Raw genomic sequence first — 20854 nt, 5'->3', positions numbered from 1 at the left:
GGGGTCGGTTGCAGGGCGAGGACGGGGCCGGTCGCAGGGCGAGGGAGGCGGGACACCGCGGGCCTCTTTCGAGCCCGTCAGGCCTCCCACTCCGAGGGAAGGGTCCGGTGCCTACGGATCGGTGAACGCAGCAGGATGACGACGGGGACGGCCGTGACGACCACACCGACCCAGAGGGCGACCGTGGTCGACCAGGTGCCGGCGAGGACGCCGCCGATCAGTCCGCCGAGCGGGGTGGCGCCCTGCGTGACGACGCCGTTGGCGGCGGAGACGCGTCCCATGTAGGCGAGCGGGGTGGCACGGGCCCGCAGTCCGGCGACGGCGACGGCCCGGCCGACCACGACGAAGCCGATGAGGATCTGGGCGGCGGCGACGAGGGGGACGGCCGCGTCGCGGAAGACAGCGGCGAAGGGTGCGGCGACGAGGGCGAACGGCGCGAGCGCGGAGAACACGATCGTCATCCGGATCTCGCCGAACCGGCGCCGCAGCCGCGGGCACATCAGCGAGGCGACGACACCGGCGACGGCGCCCAGGGTGGACAGCAGGCCGAAGACCCAGGAGGAGACGCCGACCTCGTCGAGGAGGAAGACCGGCAGCATCGCGAGCATGATGCCCGCGCCGAGGTTGTTCAGGGCGGCCTGACAGACGATCAGGCGGAGCAGGGGGTGCTTGAAGAGGAAGGTGATGCCTTCGACGATCTCGCGGCGGAAGTCGCGCTTCTCGACGGGAGGCCGGTCCGTCTCCGCGGGCTCGATGCCCTTGATCATCAGAAGGGATACGAGATGGCAGACGACGGCGAACAGGTACAGGAGGGGCGCGGGAACGGCCCGGGTCGCCAGGCCGGCCGCTCCGGGCGAGACCGCCATGATCGTGGTGGAGGAGGTCTGCAGCCGGGCGTTGGCGTCGGCTATCCGGCGCTTGGGCAGCAGTTCGGGCAGGACGCTGTTGTGCGCGACGTCGAAGAACACACCGCTCACGCTGCCGATGAAGGCCACGACGATGAGCTGGGGCACGGTCAACGCGTCGAGAGCGTAGGCGAGCGGGATGCTCACGAAGCCGACCGCGTAGATCGCGTCCGCCCAGAGCAGGACGGACTTGCGGTTCCAGCGGTCGACCCAGACTCCGGCGGGCAGCCCGACCAGCAGATAGCCCAGGCGGCTGAAGACGAAGATCAGACCGACTTCGAACGGGTTCGCGTGCAACGACGTCACTGCCGTGATGGGGAGGGCGAAGCCGGCGACCTCGGCCGCGGAGAACCGGAACCCGTTCGCTCCCCACAGTCGTCTGAAGCCGGGTATCCGAAGGACTTCGGACTCGGATTCGGACTGTTCCTCGGTGGTCACCACAAGAGCGCTCTCTTCTCCTAGCCGAAGATCGTGAAGCCACTCATTGTGGGCAGGTGCGGTGAACTCGCCAGACCAGAGAGCGATTTCCGGTCGACTTTCCCGTTGCTGAGCCTGGGGAGCTCGCCGTCGACGTGCACGACATGGCGCGGGAGCATGTAGGGCGGCAGGTATTCGGGCAGCAATCCGCAGAGCGCGCGGGCCGCTTCGATGTCGGCGGTGACGAATACCGTGATCAAGTTGGAGAAGACGGGGTCCGGGGTGGCGACGGCCACCGCCTCGTGGACGCCCGCGCAGCGGCGTACGGCCTTTTCCACCTCGCCGAGCTCCACGCGGTAGCCGCGCGACTTGATCTGCGCGTCCATCCGTCCGATGAACCGCAGATCTCCGTCCGGGTTCTCGCAGACCTGGTCCCCGCTCGCGTACCACTCGCGGCCGTCCGCGGTGTGCACCATCGACCGTGCGGTCTGCGAGGCGTCGAGGTAGCCGGTCATCAACATGGCGCCCCGCACGAGGAGTTGACCCGGCTCTCCCGGTGTCACGGCGTTCAGCTCGTCGTCCACGACCAGGATCTCCGCGCCGGGCAGTACGCGCCCGATGAGTACCTCGCCCTCGGGCCCCAAGGGGGGCTTGATCTCGTGGAAGGTGCACACATTGCTCTCGGTGGGGCCGTACACGTTCAGCAGTCGCAGCGTCGGCAGGGCCTCGTGCAGGGTGTCGACGTCGACGGGATGCAGGATTTCGCCGCCGGTGACGAACGTACGGAGCCCGGAGAGGCGGGGCAGCAGAGAGGTGCCGTGCCGCACCAGCCAGACGAGGGTGGACGTCACCGCGTACAGGACGGTGCCGCCGGAGCGTCGGCAGAAGTCGACGTACGCGGCGGGGAAGGGCGCCGCGGTGGCGGGCATCAAGGCCACCGCGGCGCCCGACCTGACGGCGGCGAAGAGGTGCAGGGTGGTGGGGTCGAAGTGGAGCGGGGCGGAGTTGACGATGACGTCCTCGGGCGTGAGGGCCAGTTCCGCCACGGCCCAATCGACGAACGCCGAGGCGCTCGCGTGGGTGTGGACGACACCCTTGGGGATACCGGTGCTCCCGGAGGTGTGCAGGACGTAGGCGAGGTCGTCCACCGGCGGGCGCGGGTCGCCCTCGCACAGGTGGGCCCACAGCCTGTCGTCGGCGCCGGGCGGCGCGGGCAGCGGGCTCCAGTTCAGGCCGGGTGTCAGCTCCTCCCACTGGGCGCGGGCCGTGCCGTCGGCCACGACGGCGCGGGGAGCGCAGGCGCGGGTGATGAGGTCGGCGCGGGCGATCGGCCCGTCCGGGTCGAGGGGCACATATCCGCCGCCCGAGCGCAGGATGCCGTGCACCGTCGCGACACCGGCGGACGACTTGCGGCCGTGCCACACCACGCAGTCGCCGTCGCGCACCCCGAGGTCGCGCAGGGCGAGCGCGACAGCCTCCGCCGCGTCGTCCAGCTCGGCGTAGCTGAGGGTCACCTCGCCGTCGATCACGGCGGGACGGTCGGCATGCAGCTTGGCCGCGGCCCGCAGGTCGTCGCTGAGCGAGGTGCCGACGCCCATCAGTGCCCCTTCGCGCTCAGGAAGGAGCGGATCGCCGTGATGGTCTCGAAGTGGTTCGGCAGCACCTCCGTGTCGTCGATGCTGATGCCGAACGAGTCCTCCAGCCGGGACACGACCGTCAGGAGCGAGAGGGAGTCGATGATCCTGTGCGCGATGAGGGGGGTCTCGTCCGTCACCTCCCGACCGGACGCCGTCTCTTGGACAATGCTCCGCACGGTGGCCAGCACGGAATCCTGCGCCATCACACACCCAGCCCTTCAGCGATGATCTTCATTTGCATGTCGGAGGTGCCCGAGTAGTACCGGCTGGCTATCGCGTCCGACATGAGGTGGGCGGCACCGGTCTCGGGCAACAGCGCGTATCCGCCGTAGACGTCGGGAAGCTCCTGGCAGAAGGCGTTGAACTCGTTGCTGACGTGGAGCTTCGTCAACGAGGCGCGCGCATGGTCGAGTTCACCGCGATCGGCCGCGCGCGCGGTCGCGACGAGGACCTCCCGGGCGCTGGTGAGACTCAGGTGCATGCGTACGAGGCGCTGCCGGATCGTCTCGTAGGTGCTCAGGGTGGAGCCGAACTGGCTGCGCGTGCGGACATGTTCGACGGCCTTGCGCAGGGCGTGGGACATCAGGCCGAGCACCGGCGCGAGGATGAAGGCACGCTCGTAGCGCATCGCGCGCATGAGGACCGCGTAGCCGCCGCCCACCGGACCGAGTACGGCGGATGCGGGCACCGAGCAGTCGTCCAGGCGCAGCGAGCCGACGTGAGCGCCCGGCAGCCCGGCCTTCTCGAAGGCGGGGCCGACGCCGAGGCCCTCGGTCGTGCGCGGGATCAAGAAGGCGCTCAGACCGGACAGCGCGCTGCCCTCCGCGGTGCGAGCGAGGACGACGAAGACGTCGGCGACCGGGCCGTTGGTCACGAAGGTCTTCGCGCCGTCGAGGGTCCACCCGCCGTCGTCTCGCGGGGTGGCACGGGTGGCGAGGGAGAGCAGGTCGGACCCGGCGTCGTACTCGGTGGCGGCGAACGCGCCCACCGCGGTCCCGGCCGCGAGCGGCGTCAGCCAGGTGCTCCGCTGTGCGGCGTCGCCGAACGCCGCGACCGGTTCCTGGCAGGCCCACATGTGGGCGGAGAAGGCGAACGGCAGCCCGGAGCGGCCGGTGGCGTCGGCCATCGCCTCCAACGCGATGCAGCCGGCGAGGAAGCCGGCGCCGGTGCCGCCCCGCTCGGCGGACAAGGGCAGCGAGAACAGGCCCTGGGCACCGGCCGACTTCCACGCCCGCTCGTCCTCGGCGGCGCCCGCCGCCCAGGTGCGGAATCCGTCGAGCCAGGTGGTGAACTCGGGGCTGTCCACCAGGTGCGGGGCGCTGCTCATGGGATCTCCTGCGTCGGGGTGATCGGCCACTTGAACACGTTGTGGGAGCGGGCGAGGCCGAAGTGGGCCATGCACGAGGGCTCCTGCCCCTCGGAGGTCAGGGCGAGGACCTCGATGTCGCGACCGGCTCCCATGTCGCTGCGCAGCCAGGCGAAGACGTCATCCGTCAGGCCGACACCGCGGTGGATGGGGCTCAGCTTGATCTCGTGCAGGAAGACGCGCGGGGCACCGTCGGGCCGCAGCCGACCGAGCCGGGTGAGGGTGAAGGCGGCCACGACCCGGCCTTCGCCCTCCACTACGTAGTGGGTGGTGCCCGGGGTCCCGCCCTGAGCGAGGAGCGTGGCGAAGTCGCCCTGGCCGTCCTCCTCGTAGATGCGCTGGAGCGCGTCGGCGTCGTCGGGCACCGCGGGGCGGATGCGGCGGGGCGCTGATCCCTCAGTCATCGTGCGCCGCCCCTACCGCGCGCACGGCCGAACCCATGTCGGCCCGGTGGCGCTCCCAGCGGTCGATGGCCTGACGGAGTTGGTCGGTGTAGTCACTGTTGGCGATGAAGCCGTGGCCGCGTCCGTCGCGCAGCATGACGGCGCGCAGGCTCGGGTGCCCGCCGAGGTGTTCCATGATCGGCCGCAGGTGCTCGAGGGCGAAGTAGGAGTCCTTCTCGGGGATCACGACATGCAGGAGGCGGGCGCTGCCGGGGGCTGCCCAGTCACGGATGTTCTCCGTGGTGGGGCGCGGGTGCGCCATGGCGGGCAAGGCGCTGAAGGGCTCTGCCTCGCGGGTCCACTGGGGCAGGATCAGGGGGTCGTTGTGCGGTGACACGACGAAGGCGAGGTCGTCCTGTCCACCGCGCATGCAGTGCTTGATGGCCGCGTAGCCGCCGGAGGAAAGGCCGTGCCAGACCGTGCCGCGCAGGTCCCACTGCTGGAGGAGCGAGGCGCGCAGTTCGAGTACCCGGGGCAGGAACTCGTCCTCGCCGAGCAGGAACCAGCCACAGCTGGATTCCTTCGTGTAATTGTGGATCGGGTCGGAGACGAGGAGGCAGACGGAGTTCTCTGCCTCGTCCCACTGGCGGCGTGCGAATACCGGAGGAACATGTTTCTCGATCACGCTGAAGCCGTGGAAGAGAACATGCAGATAAGGGCTTGTGATCTTTTCGGGCACACTCACCATGTAGTCGAGAGAATAGCCCTCGGAATGGACGAACCTTCCACTGTGCGAGCTCAGGGGAACCTCCGGTAAGTAACGCCGGGGTGTGGCGGCCTCGGCTGGACCGCCACACCCGTCAAGCGGTGTTATCCATCACTGGCGCAGTGAGTCAGTTCTTGACTTCGCTGTCGGTGATGGTCAGCGGGGTCTCGCCGAAGAGCCTCTCGAAGTCCTCCGCCGTGATCTCCTCGGTCGCGCTGACGGTCTCCTGCGTCATTTCCTGCTGCATATCTGTCTCCCAATCTCAGGTAGGGAAGTGCAGCCCGCTCTCACGAGCCGGAATAGACATTAGCGAGAGATTCAACTTCTGCCTAGATCGAGCTCCTGGCAAGGAAATGGTTTCAATTCACGCGAGGTAACGCCGGTCAAGGCTTTTCGGAACGACCGCGGGATAGGTGAGAAGGCGCCGCCGCGGCGGTGTTTCGTCGCCCGCGGCGCCGACGGGCGCGAGTTCCCTGGCGCCCTCCGAGAACGTCATGAGGCGTGGCGTGAAACTCGTACGGCACTTGCGCGCGGACTCCTCCAGACAGAAGGCCACGGACTCGTGGACGACGTTCTCGTCGCGGGTCGCCAGGAAGATGAATCGGGGCTCCACCTCGCGCAGCAGCGTCTGGGGGATGCGCGCGGGGAGCGTGAGGGAGTAGTAGCGCGGGAGGTCGATCAGCGGCCTGCGCTCCAGCCAGGACCGCCCGAAGGGGCGCAGGCTGGAGAACATCGCGAAACTCCACTCCAGCTTCAGGCCGGCCGGCACCAGCGCGACGTTCAGCAGGAAGGCGCCCCCGAGGAGCAGGTGGGTGACCAGGGCCCCGGTGCCGGTCGGCGGGGCCGCGAAAGGCTGGGCGCTCAGGACGAGGCCGCACAGGTATCCGTAGACCAGGCCCTGGAAGAGGTCCTTGCCGAGATAACTGACGGAGCGGCGTCCTGAGGCGGTTCTGCCGAGCGCGAGGGCGAGCACGGCACTGCCGGCGACGGCCGCCCACAGGAGCGGCCCGCCGCCGGGGTCGATGGCCGCCGAGTCCCGTGGCGTGAGGGCGATCACCCACAGGGCGAGGGCGAGGACGGAGAACGGAAAGTTCCCGGACACCCCGAACGCTCCGTGCATCAGGATCGCGACGCACAGGCCCCATGTCTCAAAGCCCGGCGCCAACAGCGCCGCGCCGACCCCGAGTTCGACGGCGATCACCCCGTAGGGGGCGAGGCGAAGGAGCCGGGCGGACGGCTCGAGCCCCAACAGCCCGAGGTAGTGCGCCGTCACGACGCGGCCGGCGCTGCGCTCGCTGGCCAGATACTCCTCGTTCATCTTGAGCAGCGCCGCCGAGAGATAGACACCGATGAGCAGATCGCGGGCGACCGCCGCGTGCAGCTCCGACGGCACGAACGCGAACAGCGCCGCTGCCACGACCCCGAGCAGGGCGTGGTCGGCGAGACGCCTCTGAGTGGACACCATCCACAGGACGAGCAGCGCGACCGCGACGGTGCGCGCCGCGAGCGACTGCGAGGCAAGGGCGAGCGCCAGCGCGGCCGGGAGCGCGAGCAGTTGGGCCACCGCGGTCGCCCAGCGGGGCAGCCGCACCACGAGGACGGGTGCGTAGTGGTAGGCCACCCCGGAGAGCCCTTGCTCCCACAACCGGCTGACCTGGTGGAAGAGGACTCCGGCGACCGCCAGGACAAACGGTGTGAGGGAAACGGTGTCGCCGGTGAACGCCGCCTCTGACGGAAGGCTCACTGGGCCTCCTGCAGATTGTTGTTGAGCCGCTCGGTGTGCTGGAGGGCGTCGGCGAGCCGCTCCCACTCCTTGGCGTAGTGCCGTGCGACCTCGGCGGCGGCCCGCATGCAGTGCGGCGGTACCGACTCCAACAAGCGCTTGCCCGCGGCCAGTTCCCCGTTCTGGCCGTTGATCCAGCGCAGCAACGCACGCCCCCGGTCCGTGAAGCGGATCGAGGGGTCGCGGTAGAGGGAGTCGGCGGCCCGTGGCTGGGCGCGCGCGCTCTCCGCCTGGGGCTCGGCCCGTTCGGAGATGCTCCGCAGAGAACGTTCCTCGCAGGCGACCACCACGGTGCCGATCCGGTCCCCCGCTCTCGGCGCGGCCTCCGCCGAGAGGGGCGGCAGGCTCTCTCGGCCCCGGCCCGTGTCGGGGGGTTGGGCCGATGCCGCGCGGCGCAGCCGGTGCACCGTACTGATGGAGACGCCCGCCTCCTCCGCGACGTCCCGGAGCGTGGCCTGCGGGTGTTCCGCGAGCAGGAGGCGTGCCTTCTCGCGGCGCTGCGGCATGTCGAGGGGGCGGACCCTGCCGTCCCTGCCGACGCGAGCGGTCTCCTTGCCCCCGTCGTCGCCCTCGTTCGAGTGAGGAAAATCCTCACTCGAACGTCGTTTCCTGGCGGCTCCCACGGTCTTGGGCGAGACCCCGCTGACCGCCGCGATGGCCCGGTCCGACCAGTGCGGATGGGAGGCGAGGATACGGACGACGGCCGCTCTGCGATCCTTGAGGGTCAAGGGCAGTCCATGGCGGGTGTTGGCCGCCACGGAGTGGACGAACAGGTCGGCCGATGAGCCCTCGACATAGCGGACGGGGAGGTCGCGGGCGCCGCGCAGCATCGCGGCGCGCAGCCGGTGCATGCCGTCGACCACGCGGCCGGTGGCCCTGTGCACGAGGATCGGTTCGAGTTCCTTGACGCTCTCGGCCAGCAGCTGAGCATGGTCGTGACAAATTCCCCCGAGACGCGGTGAGTCCGCCGGCAGGAGGGTCGCAACGGGCACTATGTGGATCTCAGAGTCCGGTTCGTCGAGCATTCTTCTGACCCCTTTCGAGCTGTGACGACATGCGCCCACGCCCGGAGGCTGCCTGGGGTGGGGCCGCGTCTGGCCGTGTACGAGGACTGGTTGTCTTCTCCGATGCGCTGCCCCCGATGGGTTGTCGACCGGTGGGCGGATTCACCGCGGCCGCGCGGATCCCGGCGTCGAGCGCCCTGCCTCGTGGCCGCATATGGACCCTGGCGGTCCCACCGTGGTCAGGGGCTGGAATGAACACCCGGATACGGTCCTGGGGTTGCGCCGCTCCTGTGGGACAGGGGTGCCTCACCTCTCGCAGACACAATCCGGCCAGCGTGGCGTGTGGTTGCTCTCCGTAAGCCGGGCATGTGACCGCGCGTGTGGCGCACGCGCCAGGCGTGCAGTCTCCCCCTCCGGACCACCGTGCCACCCCTCCGGTCATGAGTGATGTCGCCAGTACTGCCCGCGCCACTGCCTCCACTCACCCGGAGTCGGCGCGCGCAAGAACATAACAGCGAGGTGACAAGGCCGTGAAGCCCCGAAGATCATGGCTGAAATCAGGAGAACGGCCGTCCTGCGAAACCTCAAGGCATCGAGCTCCTTTTCGACCCGAGGAGTGCCGCTGTCAAGGGCTCCAGGACCATGCTTTGGCCGAAAACCGAAGAGGTTTCACCCACACCTCAGCCGTATCAACCGCGCGTGGAGGATGGCGAGTTCTCGGGCACCCTTCGCCGAATAGCGCTTGCTTTCACGGGGTAGCGGTGCGCCTCCCACCGTCCAGCGGCGGCGGCCTGCACCGGCTCGGCCGAGTGCGGCGCCGCGGTTGAGCCAGAACCGGCCATGCCTCCGACATCGTTGTCGGAGACGTGGCCGGTACGGTTCACAGCCCTACGGGATGCGGCGAGCCCCGGGAGAGCGCCGCGCGCCGGGGCTTCCGGTCTCCTTACGGCGTGTAGACGGCGTCACTGCCGTACAACTCCCTTGTGAACGCGGAGACATCGGCGCTGCGGTCGGTGCCGTCGAGGTTGTACGTGAGGTAGACGCCGTACCCCTCGCCGACGGTGCGGCGGGCCAGGTTCGCGGCCGTGCTCTGCGAGGTCCGGCCGATCTCGACGGCCGCCGGCGACAGCTTCGACTTGGGCAGGGCGATGCCGGGGACCTGCCAGGTGCCGTAGTACGGGTTCCAGGCGTAGTCGAACTTGGACGAGACGTCGACGCCGCCGTAGGAGAGGCGCGAGGCGGCCGGGCCGATGTTGTAGAGGCTGATGATCTTGTCGGGCATGTTCGCGCGCAGCGCCGTCACCAGGTGCACGAACGAACTGGCGTTGGGCTGACCGGTGCCGTTGTTGCCGTACTCGGCGTACTCGTCGTCGAAGTCGATGCCGTCGAGACCGTACTTGCCCACGGTGTCCGACAGTTGCTTCGCGAACGCCGAAGCCGCCCGCTGGGACGGGAAGTTGGCGAAGCCCGCGCCCTGGTGGTTGCCGAGGACGGAGAGGACGACCTTGATGCCCTTCTGCTGCAACGGCCGTATCTGTGTGGCGGCGTTGTCGAGGACGCGCTGCACGTTCTCGTTGAAGTGCAGGTACGCCTCCTTCTTGCTCGTGTCGTAGTTGATGTTCGCCGCGAAGATCACGGCGACGTCGAAGACGTTGCCGCCGCCGCCCGCGAGCGTGTACTTGCCGACGTTGAGCATGCTGTTGTCGTTCACCTCGACGTACGCCACCGAGGTCGGCCCCTGTTTCGTGGGAGCGGGAGCGGGGGCCGCTGCCGCGCCGGTCGTGGCGGTCGTGCCGAAGGCGAGGGCCGCGACGGCCGAGAGCGCGAGCGCGGCCGTCCGCACTCTGCTCCGCACCAGAGTGAACATCGTTGATCGGTCTCCCATCACATAGGTCGGCTCACATGGGTCGGCGCCCGACCTGTTTCGAAAGCGCCCAGTGAGCCCTCTGAGTTTTCCGCCCCCGTGACCGAATCCCCAGAAGCGTGCGCGAATTTTTCACAACTCCCCTGCCCGCCGGGCCCCGCCCCGCCCGGGATCGTCACCCGCGGCGGGCGACGTGCCGCGGGCCTCGGGCCATCACCGTGACCGGTAGGAACCAAGGCCGTCACGAGAGGACGCCGTCATGCCGATCGCCGGTGCCGTTCGGCCGCTGGCGGCCCGTGTCGTCCAGCAGCTCGTCCACGTCAACATCCTCGACATGGCGACGCGACTTGCGGCCCAGGCCTTTCTCGCGGCCCTGCCGATGCTCATCGCCGTGGCCTCGTTCTGCCCGGAGGCCGTCCGGCGCGAGCTGCTGCGCTCGTTGCGCACCCTCTTCGGTACGAGTGGGCCCGTGGTGGCGCAGACCGAGGAGCTGGGCGCGGGCGGGGACACCGCGCTGCACAGCTGGGGCGCGGCGGGCGTGCTCGTCGCGCTGCTGTCGGCCACGGCGTTCACCCGTGCCCTGCAGCGGCTGTGCGAACGCTCCTGGGATCTGCCGCGTGCGACGGTCCGACTGGTCGCCTGGCGCTGGGCCGTGTGGCTCCTGGTGTGGGCCGCGATGCTGATCGTGCAGGGCATGCTGCACCGGGCCTTCGGGGCGGGCCCCGTCCTCGGGGTCCCGCTGCAGCTGGTGGCCGCGGTCCTGATGTGGTGGTGGACCCAGCATCTCCTGCTGGCCGGGCGGGTCTCCTGGCTCTTGCTGCTGCCGGGGGCCCTGCTGTCCGGTGCGGGGGTGGTCACGTTCTGCACCGTGTCAGGGCTGTGGCTGCCGCGCGCCCTGCGGATGAGCGAGGGACGCTACGGGGCGCTCGGCTCGGTGTTCACCATGCTCTCCTGGCTCATCCTGTTCTTCACCACCGTCGTGTTCGGTGTCGCCGTCGGCCGGACGCTCGGCCAGGAGGAGTTCCTGCGGCATCGCCTCGGCGGGACGGAGCGCACACCGCGGCCCGCCGGCTCCACGTCCACGCCCACGTCGTCGTGACGGTCACCGTCCATGTCGTCGGTCACCGTTCACGTCGTCGTGACGGTCACCCCGGCTCCGCGGTCACCCTGCCGTCCTTCACCGCCGCGGCCAGCGCCTCGTGGTCGCGCTCGTTCTGGTCGGCGTACGCCTCGGCGAAGTTCACGAGGGCCCGGTCGAAGACGTCGGAGCGGCCCAGGTAGGCGGCGATGGCGATCCGGTCGCCGGACCGCGCGTGGGCGCGGGCCAGCGTCGCTCCGCACACCCGGCCGAAGAGCCTCATGACGTCCGGGGTCATCAGATCGGCCTGCGGGATGGCCTTCCAGTCGTGCAACTGCCGCAGATAGAAGTCGCGTTCGCGGCCGTCGAGCCCCTCGACCCGCTCCCAGCCGAGGAACATGTCACTGGTCGCCTGCATCAGTCGCTGGCCCGCGACGACCCGCTCCCCCTGGTTTGCGTGACCGCTGGCCCCCGCGAACTCCGCGAGCACCGACTGCTGCGCCTCCTTCGCCTGCAGCAGCAGGGGGTCCCCGTCGTCACGGCCGAGCAGCAGGACGATCCAGCAGCGGGTGCCCACGCTCCCCACGCCGACCACCTTGCGGGCCATGTCGACCACCCGGTACTGGGCCAGCAGCGCCCTGCGGTCGGCGGGCAGGGTGAGGGCGTAGCGCTCGATCAGTTCCCTCAGCTGCCGTTCCAGGTTCTCGCGCTCGACGCCGGGCAGCAGGGCGTCGAGCGGAGTGATCAGGGGCGGGTCGGGGGTGATGCGCAGCGCGCCGTCGACCACTCCGGCGAGCTTGCCCAGCGCCTGCAGGTGATCGCGGGTGCGGGCCTTCTTGAGCGTGCGGGACATCCGCTGCCGCGCCCGCGAGCCGAGTTGGGCGGACAACGTGGCGAACAGGTCCTCCGCGTCGATCCGCGAGTACCACACGTCGATCGTCCGCATGGCGGCGAACCCCTCCATCGACGTCCGGTACGAACGGACCGTCCCGCGCACCACTCGGGCACGCTCCGCCCGGCCGAAGCCGTTGGCGCGCCCGGCGACGACGAGACTGGCGGCGAGGCGCTTCACGTCCCACTCCCACGGCCCGGGAAGCGTCTCGTCGAAGTCGTTGACGTCGAACATCAGGCGCCGCTCCGGCGAGGCGAGGAGTCGGAAGTTCAACATGTGCGCGTCTCCGCAGAGTTGGACCCGGATGCCGCTGGACGGCGTGGCCACCAGGTCGGAGGCCATGATCGCGGCCGCCCCCCGGTAGAAACGGAAGGGTGATTCGAGCATGCGTGCGTAGCGGATCGGCACCAGATCCGGGAGCCTGCTCGCCGACTGCCGTTCGATCACGTCGATCGGATCCGGCCGGTCCTTCGCGGCGGCGAAGTCGCCGTGGCTGGACCGCGGGGCCGCGGACCGTGCGGCCCTGCCCCGCGTCGCCCGTTCCTGGGGCGTGAGGTGACGGCTCGTGGTCTCGGTCATGACGCGCTCCCTCCCGACGGTGTGGACTCTGGGACCCGCCGGGCCGTCCCGCGTCACCCCATCGGTGTGAGGTCGCCTTCCAGGGGTGAGGCCCGAGCGCGTGCCGCGGCCGCAGACTGCGGGGCATGGAACCGACGACGCGTGGACCGAGCGGACCGGACGGACTGCGGGGACAGCGGTGGCTGGCTCGTGCGTCCCTGGCCTCCGCGGCGGCCGCGGTACTGGTCCTCGGGGTGTTCGCGGGGGTACGGACCCTCGGGCTGCTCGGGGTGGGGATCGCGGGTCTGGTGGTCACGGCCGCCGCGGTCTGGTGGACCATCAGCAGGCGGGGGGTGCTGCGGGTGCTCGCCCTCGTGCTCGCGCTCGCCGCGCCCATCTGGGTCCTGGTCGAGTACGCGAGGGCGCACCTGGTGTGGGTCGCCCTTCTGTCGGGAGGGCTGTGGCTCCTCGCGGCGGGCACGGGCCGGGCGGCTCTCGGCGGGCACTCGTCTCCGGCGCCGATGCCCGAACGGGCGGCGCCGAGGCCGCACCACCCGGTTCTGATCATGAATCCGCGTTCGGGCGGGGGCAAGGTCCGCCGCTTCGAACTCCGTGAGCAGGCACAGGCGCTGGGCGCTCAGGTGGTGCTCCTGGAATGGCGGGACTCGACCGATGTGGCGGCTCTTGCCCGCACGTGCGCGGCCGAGGGCGCCGACCTGCTCGGGGTGGCGGGCGGGGACGGGACGCAGGCACTGGTCGCCGACGTCGCCGCCGCCCTCGATCTGCCCTTCCTGGTGATTCCCGCGGGTACTCGCAACCACTTCGCACTGGACCTGGGCCTGGACCGCGACGACCCCTCGAAGGCGCTGGACGCCCTGCGGGACGGGGTGGAGCTGAGAGTGGACCTCGGCCGGGCGGGCGGACGCCCCTTCGTCAACAACGTGTCGTTCGGCGCGTACGCGGAGGTGGTGCAGAGCCCGTCCTATCGGGACGGCAAGACCCGCACCACCCTCCAGCTCCTGCCCGACCTCCTCGTGGGCCACCAGGGCGCGCGGCTGACCGCACGGGCCGAGGAGCGCGCCTTCTCGGATCCGCAGGCCCTGCTGGTGAGCAACAACCCCTACGGGTCGCGCGACATCGCGGGACTAGGGCGCCGGACGCGCCTGGACGGCGGGGTGCTCGGCTGCGTCGGCGTGCGGGTCACGAGTGCCGCGCAGGCCGCGGGACTGCTGCGCGGCAGGCGGTCCGCCGGACTGGTCCGAGCCCTCGCGCGCACCGTGGTCGTCGAGGCCGACCAGGAGTGGATCCCGGCCGGTCTCGACGGGGAGGCGGTGCGTCTGCGCACCCCCGTGCGGTGCGAGGTGCGGCCCGGGGCACTGCGGGTGGTCGTGCCGCGGCGGCGGCCGGGGGCGTACCGGGAGCGCCCGCAGCTCGACTGGCGCCTGATCGGCAGGCTCGGCCTCGCATCGGGCCGCCGGAGCACCGTCCCCGGTGCTCACAACGGTGCTCACAACGGCGCCCCGTAGACCTTGTGGGCCTCGCGGTGTCCGTACATGGTGAGCGACCAGATCACCGCGATGTCCAGGAAGATGATCATCGCCGACCACACCGGGTGGTACGGGGTGAAGAAGAAGTTCTCCAGCGCGCTGAACCCTGCGACCATGATGCCGATCGCACGGGCCCAGGTGCGCCCGGAGAAGAGGTTGAGCGCCGCCGCGAGGACCACCACTCCGGAGATCATCTGGACCCAGCCGCGGATGTTGGCGTCGAAGTCGTAGGGGTAGTCGCTCTGCGACTGGTAGAAGTTGTCGTCGAGAATCCCGGCGAGTCCCGCGATCGCGTGGTAGGCGCCGATGATGCCCATCACACACACGGCGAAGACGACTCCGCCGAGGGCGACCGGACCGACGTGGCGCTCCTGTTGCGGCGCACCGGAACGGGGCTGTCCCGATGAGACCTGATCAGTCATGGCGAACCTCCTCCTCGGAGAACCCACGGAGCGTCCCGCCCCGCCCGGCCCCGCCGGTTCACCCGCTGAGGATGAACCCCGGCCCCCGGCGGCCTCCTGCCGCGCCGTCACCCGCGCAAGGTGATGCCGACGGCCGTGGCACCACGAGAATGGCGGCCCAGGCCAGGTCGTCGCACGGAGGTACGGAGGTGACGCCATGGGCGGGGCACAGGCGGGCGCGGCCGGGACACCGCCCGGCCGTGGCGACTTCGAGATCCGGGTGCGGGGCAGGTTCGGTGAGGCCTTCCGGTCGGCGTTCGGCGAGCTGACGGTCGTACTGCGCCCGGCCGAGACGGTGTTGCTGGGCTCCGGGCTCGACCAGGCCGCCTTGTACGGGATCCTCGACCGCATCCAGGCCCTGGGGCTCGAACTGCTGGAGGTGCGCCGGCTGCCCGGCCCCCGCGACACGGTCTAGACCGGGCCGGACGGACAGGGCCAGGAGGTAAAGCCTCCGTCAAACAGGGCCGACAAGTCCCTTCACAGCCTCGGCGCCCCCTCCGCACTGTGGAGGGGAAATGCCCTGCACATGGGGAGGTGAGGGGCATGTCCACAGCTCTGTTCACGGAGCCGGGGGGCCGGTCTCCAGCGGACCGTTCTCCGGCCGCAGGACGGGTGGCCGTCCTGCACGGGCGCTTGCGCTCGCTGGGCGGCGAGGAAGCCGACGAAGCCGTCGACACGATAGTGATGACCTGTCTGATGTGGGTCGCAGACGTCCTGGTGACGGTCGCCGTGGACGTGGCCGATCCGCACAGCGCGGGAGCGCTGGTCGACGAGGCGTCGGCCGTCCTGGCCTCGGCGCCCGCGCCCGCCGCCGTCGCGCCGTCGCCCGCCGCCCCCTTGACGGGCCGTCAACTGGCGGTGCTCCTGAGGCTGCAGGAGGAGGCGTCGCTGCGGCAGATCGCCGACGAGATGTACGTCTCGTACAACACCGTCAAGAGTCACGCCCGAGCCGTGTACCGCAAGCTGGGTGCCGGTTCCCGCGCCGAAGCGGTGCTGCGGGCACGGGAGTTGGGGATCGTGTAAAGGGCCGTCCCCATGGAGGCCGTCCCCAAGAAGGCCGCCCCCAAGGAGGCCGTCACAGGAGCTGGAGCTCGCGCGCCCTGCGCACGGCGGCCGACCTGCGGGTCACGGCCAATTTGCGGTACACGCTCTTGAGATGGGTCTTCACCGTGTTGACCGAGAGGTACAGCTCCTCGGCGATCTCCTCGGTGGTCATCATCTGCGCGAGCCGGACCAGGACGTCGCGCTCGCGTGCGCTGAGCCGCTCGGTGACGTCCGGCGGTCCCGCCTCGGCCTGCGGTACCGCGCGGTTCGCCCCGCGACCCGGGCGGGCGGGCCCGAGCAGGGCGGCGCACGCGGGCACCACGGTCCGCAGCACCGCTCGGGGCAGCTGCGACCCGGACACCAGGTCGCCGATCGGCACGGTCTGCGGAGCGCTGTTCTCCGCCGCACGGACGAGCCCGGCCACCAGAGCGCCCACCGCGGAGAGGAACGCGTCGGGATGAGCCCTCAACGCGGCCTCGCCGTCCCCGAGTTCACGCCGGGCCATGACCGCGTCTCCGCGGGCCAGTTCGACCCAGGCGCGCGCCATGTGGAGAGCGGCCTGCGGAGGCCCCGACCGGGACCAGGCAGGCAGGGGCGGCTGGGCGGCCTGGGTGGTGAGCTCGTCGGCGTCCCTGAAGCGTCCGCGCAGCGCCTGCAGGAGCGCGAGTTCGGCGAGGCAGTCCCGGCGCAGCGTGCCGTTGCCGGCGGCGCCCGCGGCCCTCAGGGCGCCGGTGAGGGACGTCTCGGCGGCCTTCAGACCACCGGACCGCAGCTCGCTGCTGCCCCGGATCGCCAGGATGAGCGCGGGAATCTCGGGATGCTGCGCCAGAGCGGCCTGCGGGAGCTGCGACGTGACCGCCTCCGCTTCGGCCGCGGCCGCCCGCGCCTCCTGCGGACTGCCGGTGCGCAGCCGGTCCATGCCGATCACGGCGTGGGCCAGTCGGCACCGGGCACCGCGGTCGCCTTCCTCGTCCGGCAGCTGTTCGAGGAGCAGCACCGAGCGCTCCATGTACCGCGTGTACGCCTGGTCGTCGCCGCACGCGTGGGCCACGGCCGCGGCGAGCAGCACGGGTTCGGGCTCGTCCGTCGGCACGTCCGCGGGCACCTGCCGGGTCAGCTCCGCCGAAAGGCGGGCCCTGGTCAGGCCGAGCACCTGGCCGATCACCAGGCGCCGCACGATCAGCCGGCCGGTCTCGTCCCAGTCGCCCGCGGCCAGCAGATGCCGCACGGCCTCGGCGAGCAGACCGTGCCGGCCCAGCCAGGCGGCGGCCCTGCGGTGCAGGGGGCAGACGAGTCCGGGTGCCTCGTGGCGCAGGCACATCCGCAGCACGTCGGCGAACATCTGGTGGCAGCGGTACCAGCCCTGGCCGACGGGTTGCAGGAAGGAGTTGTCCCGGACGAGGGCGGCGAAGTGCCCGCCTGCCTCCTCGCCCGAGAGCTCGGCGGCCAGTTCCGCGTTCATCCGGTCCAGCACGCTCGTGGTGAGCAGCAGCCGACGCATGCCGGCCGACTGCAGGTCGAGCACCTCCTCGACGAGGTAGCTGACGATCGCCTCGTCGTCGCCGGCGAACTGGGCCACGTACCGCTCGGGATCGCTCTGCTTCTCCAGGGACATCGCGGCAAGCCGCAGCCCGGCCGCCCAGCCGTCCGTACGGCGGCGCAGCGCGCTCACCGTCTGCCGGGGCACGTCGATCCCGTGCTGGGCGAGCAGGGCCACCGTCTCCCTGTCGTCGAACGCGAGGTCGTCGGTGCGCAGCTCGGTGAGGTCGCTGGTGAGCCGTTCACGGTGCAGATGCAGGGGTGGGTCCCGGCGCGAGACCACCACCAGGCGCAGTACGCCCGCGGTGTGCCGCAGCAGGCTGGTGACCCCCTCCGCGATCGGGGAGCCGGGTGCGGGCTGGAAGTCGTCGAGGACCAGCACCAACGGCTCGCCGCGCTCGTTCAGTTCGCCCGAGAGCGCCGCCACGAGCGCGGGGCCCTCCGCTCGCACGACCGCCTCCGACAGGTCCACGCCCGCCTGACGCAGCGCACCGACCACACGCGGCCAGAACACGCAGGGCTGCTCCGCCCTGCCGTCACAGCTGACCCAGGCCAGCGGTCCGGGCAGGCGTCGCGTGTGCGCCCACTCCAGGGTGAGGGCCGTCTTGCCCGCCCCGACGGGGCCGACGACCACAGTCAGCTGACCGAGGACGCCCCTGGCCAGCCGGGACGTGAGGCGGGGCCTGGGGACGAGCCAGGTGGGCAGCGCGGGTACCGTGCCGACGGCCCCGCTGTCCGGACCCGTGTCCCGTGGGCGTGACCGCTCGTCCATGGTCGGCACCTCGCTTCCGAACTGCGGTGCGGCGGTGCGGCGCAGGCATGTGCGGTGTGACACAGGCAAGTGTGGTGCCCACGGCTCGGGCGGAGTACGGGGCGGGCGCCATCTCACCCGGGTGAAGTTCCGGCGCGAGACGGCGCACGCGGAGGACGGCCGGCCCTGGGCGGACCATGCCGTTCCTCGGTCACTTCCCCCACAGGAGTCACTTGTCCCGCAGGGCCTCGACCAGTTCCTCCTCCCTGTCCTTGGTCAACGAGGTACGGATCACGGTCGGGTTGAAGGGACGCAACGCGTCGCGCACCCGGTCGGGGGTGGAACGCCGGACGAGCGCGAAGACCGCGGCACGGCCCGGTTCGAGGGTGGCCGCTATCTCCTTGATGAAGGGGTCCTTGATCCCCACATCGGTGAGCTTGCCGGCGACGGCGCCGGTGGCGGCCCCGACCGCGGCACCGAACACCGGCATCAGGAAGAGCAGTCCGAACAGTGAACCCCAGAGCGCACCGCCGGCCGCGCCGGTGCCCGTGGTGCTGAAGGTCTGCCGTACGTGGATCTTGCCGTCCATGGTGCGCCAGGCGAGCGCCGCGTCCCCCAGGTCGAGCAGTTCCTGCTTGGACAGGTCCCCGGCGAGCCGCAGCACGGCCTCCGCCTTCTCCTTGTCCGAGAATCCGAGCACAACGAGATCGGCCATCAGGTCCTCCTGTGGTTGTTGCGTTTCGTCTGGTCCGGCTCCGATCCGTTCGGGACCGGTTCGCCCGACCGCTGTGCCGCCCTGATGAGTTGGGCGGCGACCGGTGCCAGTGCCTCCTCGGTGAGGAAGCCCTCCGCGAGCGGCACGCCTCCGGCGTCACGGACCGCCTTGCGCAGGTACTTCGCCCAGACGTGCTCCAGCAGGACGAAGGCCGCCGCGGTCCCGGGATCGAGGGACTCGGCCATCTCCCTGATCTGGGTGAGGGAAAGTCCGAAGGCATTGCCCTCGGCCACGCTCGGAAAGACGTCCTCCGCCCCCCTGAGCCGCTCGGCAGAGATGCCCAGCAGCGCGGCGACGGTGTCGCCCATGCCCTCCGCCTGGAAGTCGAGGGTGAAGAGCTCCCCGCTGGACTCCCTGGCGACGAAGAGCAGGTCGAGGACGTGGATCTGTTCGTTCGACTCCAGGACCGCCAGCTCCTCGATGATCCTGCCCTCGAACTTGGCGTCCGGACCGAAGCCGATCGTCAGGAGCTGAACCGGCCCGATGTCAGCCATGGTGCCTCCCTTCAGCGGAACCTCCGTCACGAGCGTCATCAGAGCGTCGGACGTGCCGTGGCGCGTCACCCGCCGCAGGTGAGGGACCCGGGCACGAGAGGCGGCGACAGTGGGCCGAGGAGGTGGGACACCGATGGCCGACGAGACACCGGGCCGCGACGACGGCGTGACACCGCACCACGAAGACAGCGAGTCACCGGACCGTGAACTGGAGCGCCTGCGGGCCGAGAACGCGCGCCTGCGCGACCGCGCCGGGACCGAACGGCGGCGCCACGCCCGCACGTTGATGCTCCGGCACGCGCTCGCGGCGGTGCTGATCGCGCTGGTCGCCGTCCTTGCCGTGACGTCGGTGGTGGGCGTGTGGGGTTCGCGCACCACGCTGAACACCGACCGCTGGATCGCCACGGTGGGCCCGCTGCCCGAGGACCCCGAGGTGAACGCCGCCGTCTCGGCGTATCTGACGAACGAGATCTTCGATCAACTGGACGTCGAGCAGCGGCTGTCCGAGGCACTGCCGCCTCGCGCGTCCTTCCTGGCGGCGCCGGTCACCGGAGCCGTCCACGACTATGTGCGGGACTCGATCTCCAAGCTCATCGCCACGGACCAGTTCCAGGAGCTGTGGCGCGCGACGAACGAGTTCGCCCATGCGCGGATCGTCGCGGTCCTGGAGAAGAGCAACAAGAACGTACGGGTCGAGGGCGACACGGTCACCCTCAACCTGCTGCCGATGGTCAACAACCTGCTGCGGTCCCTGGAGGACCAACTGCCCACGCTCTTCGGCAAGAAGCTCGACCTGCCGCCCCTGTCCTCGGGCGAGATCCCGCCCGGCCTGCACGAACGCGTCGAGAAGGCACTGAACGTCGACCTGCCCGAGGACTTCGCGCAGATCCGGCTCTACGACCGGCACGAGCTGGGTCAACTCCAGGAGGCCGTCCTGGTGTTCAAGCGCGCGGTGGTGGGCCTGCTGATCGGCGTGCCGGTGCTCCTCGGCCTCGCCCTGTGGGTATCACCCAACCGTCGGCGCACCCTGCTGCAACTCGGTCTGTGGCTGGTCGTGACGGTCACCGTGCTGTCGAGCGTCCTAAGGGCGGTGCGCGACCAGCTGCTCGACCAGGTGCCGTCCGGGGTCTACCGCGAGGGCGTGCGTTCCGCGCTGTGGACGGTCTTCACGACCCTGCGCGAGCGGGGCGACCAGTTGCTGTGGCTCGGCGTCGCCATCGCCGTCATCGCCTATCTGGTGGGGCCGGGGCGCCTGCCGGTGCTGTTGCGCAGGCTCGTGGCGCAGGGTACCCGGGCAACGGGCCACTTCCTGGCGAAGTCCGCCGACCGGATCGGCACGAAGGAGTCCTCGGTGCGGCCCTGGCTGGCCCGGCACGCCGATGTGCTGCGGGTGTCCGGCGTCGTCGTCGCTGCCCTGGTGGCCCTGCTGCTCTCGTCGTGGACCGCCCTGCTCGTGGTCGGCGTCCTGCTGGCCGCGTACGAACTCGCGATCACCCTGGTCGCCCGGACAGGAGCCTCACCCCCAGAAGGTGAGGCGGGCCCCCGGACCCCCGCAAAGACTGGCGCCCCTGGCTGAACGGCCGGGCCGAG

General features: G+C 70.7%; 19 protein-coding genes. 5 read left to right on the top strand and 14 right to left on the bottom strand.

The window, feature by feature from the left end:
• Positions 1-77: 77 nt before the first annotated feature.
• The 9 genes from AB0B50_RS25115 to AB0B50_RS25075 all read right to left on the bottom strand — a co-directional run bounded on the left by AB0B50_RS25115 (position 78) and on the right by AB0B50_RS25075 (position 10128).
• On the bottom strand, positions 78-1343 hold the full coding sequence (locus tag AB0B50_RS25115; protein ID WP_362336045.1) for an MFS transporter: 1266 nt from the start codon (positions 1341-1343) through the stop codon (positions 78-80).
• A gap of 20 nt (positions 1344-1363) precedes the next feature.
• Entirely contained in the window at positions 1364-2920 is a 1557-nt protein-coding gene (locus tag AB0B50_RS25110) for an amino acid adenylation domain-containing protein (RefSeq protein ID WP_362336042.1), read from the bottom strand.
• The gene (locus tag AB0B50_RS25105) at positions 2920-3162 is read right to left on the bottom strand and encodes an acyl carrier protein (RefSeq protein ID WP_362336040.1); all 243 of its coding nucleotides are present in this window, start codon (positions 3160-3162) and stop codon (positions 2920-2922) included. Before AB0B50_RS25105 ends, AB0B50_RS25110 begins: the two co-directional genes overlap by 1 nt.
• On the bottom strand, positions 3162-4286 hold the full coding sequence (locus AB0B50_RS25100; RefSeq protein WP_362336037.1) for an acyl-CoA dehydrogenase family protein: 1125 nt from the start codon (positions 4284-4286) through the stop codon (positions 3162-3164). The genes AB0B50_RS25105 and AB0B50_RS25100 overlap by 1 nt, the downstream gene beginning before the upstream one ends.
• Positions 4283-4729: a hypothetical protein gene (locus tag AB0B50_RS25095; protein WP_362336035.1), complete on the bottom strand. Its 447-nt coding sequence runs from the start codon at positions 4727-4729 to the stop codon at positions 4283-4285. The genes AB0B50_RS25100 and AB0B50_RS25095 overlap by 4 nt, the downstream gene beginning before the upstream one ends.
• A complete protein-coding gene (locus AB0B50_RS25090; protein ID WP_362336032.1) occupies positions 4722-5393 on the bottom strand; it encodes a hypothetical protein in 672 nt (223 codons plus the stop codon). Before AB0B50_RS25090 ends, AB0B50_RS25095 begins: the two co-directional genes overlap by 8 nt.
• 445 nt (positions 5394-5838) lie before the next feature.
• Complete coding sequence (locus AB0B50_RS25085) at positions 5839-7218, bottom strand: hypothetical protein (protein WP_362336029.1); 1380 nt, start codon at positions 7216-7218, stop codon at positions 5839-5841.
• Positions 7215-8282, bottom strand: coding sequence for a helix-turn-helix domain-containing protein (locus AB0B50_RS25080; RefSeq protein WP_362336026.1), 1068 nt, complete (start codon positions 8280-8282; stop codon positions 7215-7217). Before AB0B50_RS25080 ends, AB0B50_RS25085 begins: the two co-directional genes overlap by 4 nt.
• Positions 8283-9204: 922 nt before the next feature.
• Positions 9205-10128, bottom strand: a complete 924-nt coding sequence (locus AB0B50_RS25075; RefSeq protein ID WP_362336023.1) for an endo-beta-N-acetylglucosaminidase H — start codon at positions 10126-10128, stop codon at positions 9205-9207.
• Between the two features lie 256 nt (positions 10129-10384).
• Between AB0B50_RS25075 and AB0B50_RS25070 the strand changes: the two genes are divergently transcribed.
• Positions 10385-11224, top strand: a complete 840-nt coding sequence (locus AB0B50_RS25070) for a YhjD/YihY/BrkB family envelope integrity protein (protein WP_362336020.1) — start codon at positions 10385-10387, stop codon at positions 11222-11224.
• Between the two features lie 46 nt (positions 11225-11270).
• Here the strand turns inward: AB0B50_RS25070 and AB0B50_RS25065 are convergent, their stop codons facing one another.
• Positions 11271-12674 (bottom strand): DUF2252 domain-containing protein, encoded by a 1404-nt coding sequence (locus tag AB0B50_RS25065; RefSeq protein WP_362336018.1) that lies wholly within the window; start codon positions 12672-12674, stop codon positions 11271-11273.
• Between the two features lie 125 nt (positions 12675-12799).
• Between AB0B50_RS25065 and AB0B50_RS25060 the strand changes: the two genes are divergently transcribed.
• Positions 12800-14179 (top strand): diacylglycerol kinase family protein, encoded by a 1380-nt coding sequence (locus AB0B50_RS25060; RefSeq protein WP_362336015.1) that lies wholly within the window; start codon positions 12800-12802, stop codon positions 14177-14179.
• Here the strand turns inward: AB0B50_RS25060 and AB0B50_RS25055 are convergent.
• On the bottom strand, positions 14161-14622 hold the full coding sequence (locus tag AB0B50_RS25055) for a hypothetical protein (protein ID WP_362336013.1): 462 nt from the start codon (positions 14620-14622) through the stop codon (positions 14161-14163). The genes AB0B50_RS25060 and AB0B50_RS25055 overlap by 19 nt on opposite strands.
• A 196-nt stretch (positions 14623-14818) precedes the next feature.
• On the opposite strand from AB0B50_RS25055, the gene AB0B50_RS25050 reads away from it, so the two are divergent.
• Positions 14819-15076 carry a hypothetical protein gene (locus tag AB0B50_RS25050; RefSeq protein ID WP_362336010.1) on the top strand — a complete coding sequence of 86 codons (258 nt, stop codon included), beginning with the start codon at positions 14819-14821 and terminating at the stop codon, positions 15074-15076.
• Positions 15077-15204: 128 nt separating this feature from the next.
• Complete coding sequence (locus AB0B50_RS25045) at positions 15205-15684, top strand: helix-turn-helix transcriptional regulator (protein WP_362336007.1); 480 nt, start codon at positions 15205-15207, stop codon at positions 15682-15684.
• A gap of 52 nt (positions 15685-15736) precedes the next feature.
• Here the strand turns inward: AB0B50_RS25045 and AB0B50_RS25040 are convergent, their stop codons facing one another.
• The 3 genes from AB0B50_RS25040 to AB0B50_RS25030 form a co-directional block, all read right to left on the bottom strand.
• Positions 15737-18016 carry a LuxR C-terminal-related transcriptional regulator gene (locus tag AB0B50_RS25040; protein ID WP_362336004.1) on the bottom strand — a complete coding sequence of 760 codons (2280 nt, stop codon included), beginning with the start codon at positions 18014-18016 and terminating at the stop codon, positions 15737-15739.
• Between the two features lie 208 nt (positions 18017-18224).
• Entirely contained in the window at positions 18225-18710 is a 486-nt protein-coding gene (locus tag AB0B50_RS25035; RefSeq protein WP_362336001.1) for a DUF1269 domain-containing protein, read from the bottom strand.
• Positions 18710-19264 carry a DUF1269 domain-containing protein gene (locus AB0B50_RS25030; protein ID WP_362335998.1) on the bottom strand — a complete coding sequence of 185 codons (555 nt, stop codon included), beginning with the start codon at positions 19262-19264 and terminating at the stop codon, positions 18710-18712. The genes AB0B50_RS25035 and AB0B50_RS25030 overlap by 1 nt, the downstream gene beginning before the upstream one ends.
• A gap of 133 nt (positions 19265-19397) precedes the next feature.
• Between AB0B50_RS25030 and AB0B50_RS25025 the strand changes: the two genes are divergently transcribed.
• A complete protein-coding gene (locus AB0B50_RS25025; protein ID WP_362335995.1) occupies positions 19398-20840 on the top strand; it encodes a hypothetical protein in 1443 nt (480 codons plus the stop codon).
• The last annotated feature ends 14 nt before the right edge of the window (positions 20841-20854 follow it).

Source organism: Streptomyces sp. NPDC041068, assembly GCF_040647455.1.
Lineage (GTDB): Bacteria > Actinomycetota > Actinomycetes > Streptomycetales > Streptomycetaceae > Streptomyces.
The sequence above is the reverse complement of the archived record's forward strand: the minus strand, read 5'-3'. Positions and strand labels throughout refer to the sequence as shown.

What these genes read in the sequence shown, in the direction of transcription:
- AB0B50_RS25110 (WP_362336042.1), bottom strand. Translation starts at nt 2,920, where the DNA reads ATGGGCGTCGGCACCTCGCTCAGCGACGACCTGCGGGCCGCGGCCAAG.
- AB0B50_RS25105 (WP_362336040.1), bottom strand. Translation starts at nt 3,162, where the DNA reads ATGGCGCAGGATTCCGTGCTGGCCACCGTGCGGAGCATTGTCCAAGAG.
- AB0B50_RS25100 (WP_362336037.1), bottom strand. Translation starts at nt 4,286, where the DNA reads ATGAGCAGCGCCCCGCACCTGGTGGACAGCCCCGAGTTCACCACCTGG.
- AB0B50_RS25095 (WP_362336035.1), bottom strand. Translation starts at nt 4,729, where the DNA reads ATGACTGAGGGATCAGCGCCCCGCCGCATCCGCCCCGCGGTGCCCGAC.
- AB0B50_RS25080 (WP_362336026.1), bottom strand. Translation starts at nt 8,282, where the DNA reads ATGCTCGACGAACCGGACTCTGAGATCCACATAGTGCCCGTTGCGACC.
- AB0B50_RS25075 (WP_362336023.1), bottom strand. Translation starts at nt 10,128, where the DNA reads ATGTTCACTCTGGTGCGGAGCAGAGTGCGGACGGCCGCGCTCGCGCTC.
- AB0B50_RS25070 (WP_362336020.1), top strand. Translation starts at nt 10,385, where the DNA reads ATGCCGATCGCCGGTGCCGTTCGGCCGCTGGCGGCCCGTGTCGTCCAG.
- AB0B50_RS25065 (WP_362336018.1), bottom strand. Translation starts at nt 12,674, where the DNA reads ATGACCGAGACCACGAGCCGTCACCTCACGCCCCAGGAACGGGCGACG.
- AB0B50_RS25060 (WP_362336015.1), top strand. Translation starts at nt 12,800, where the DNA reads ATGGAACCGACGACGCGTGGACCGAGCGGACCGGACGGACTGCGGGGA.
- AB0B50_RS25055 (WP_362336013.1), bottom strand. Translation starts at nt 14,622, where the DNA reads ATGACTGATCAGGTCTCATCGGGACAGCCCCGTTCCGGTGCGCCGCAA.
- AB0B50_RS25050 (WP_362336010.1), top strand. Translation starts at nt 14,819, where the DNA reads ATGGGCGGGGCACAGGCGGGCGCGGCCGGGACACCGCCCGGCCGTGGC.
- AB0B50_RS25045 (WP_362336007.1), top strand. Translation starts at nt 15,205, where the DNA reads ATGTCCACAGCTCTGTTCACGGAGCCGGGGGGCCGGTCTCCAGCGGAC.
- AB0B50_RS25040 (WP_362336004.1), bottom strand. Translation starts at nt 18,016, where the DNA reads ATGGACGAGCGGTCACGCCCACGGGACACGGGTCCGGACAGCGGGGCC.
- AB0B50_RS25035 (WP_362336001.1), bottom strand. Translation starts at nt 18,710, where the DNA reads ATGGCCGATCTCGTTGTGCTCGGATTCTCGGACAAGGAGAAGGCGGAG.
- AB0B50_RS25030 (WP_362335998.1), bottom strand. Translation starts at nt 19,264, where the DNA reads ATGGCTGACATCGGGCCGGTTCAGCTCCTGACGATCGGCTTCGGTCCG.
- AB0B50_RS25025 (WP_362335995.1), top strand. Translation starts at nt 19,398, where the DNA reads ATGGCCGACGAGACACCGGGCCGCGACGACGGCGTGACACCGCACCAC.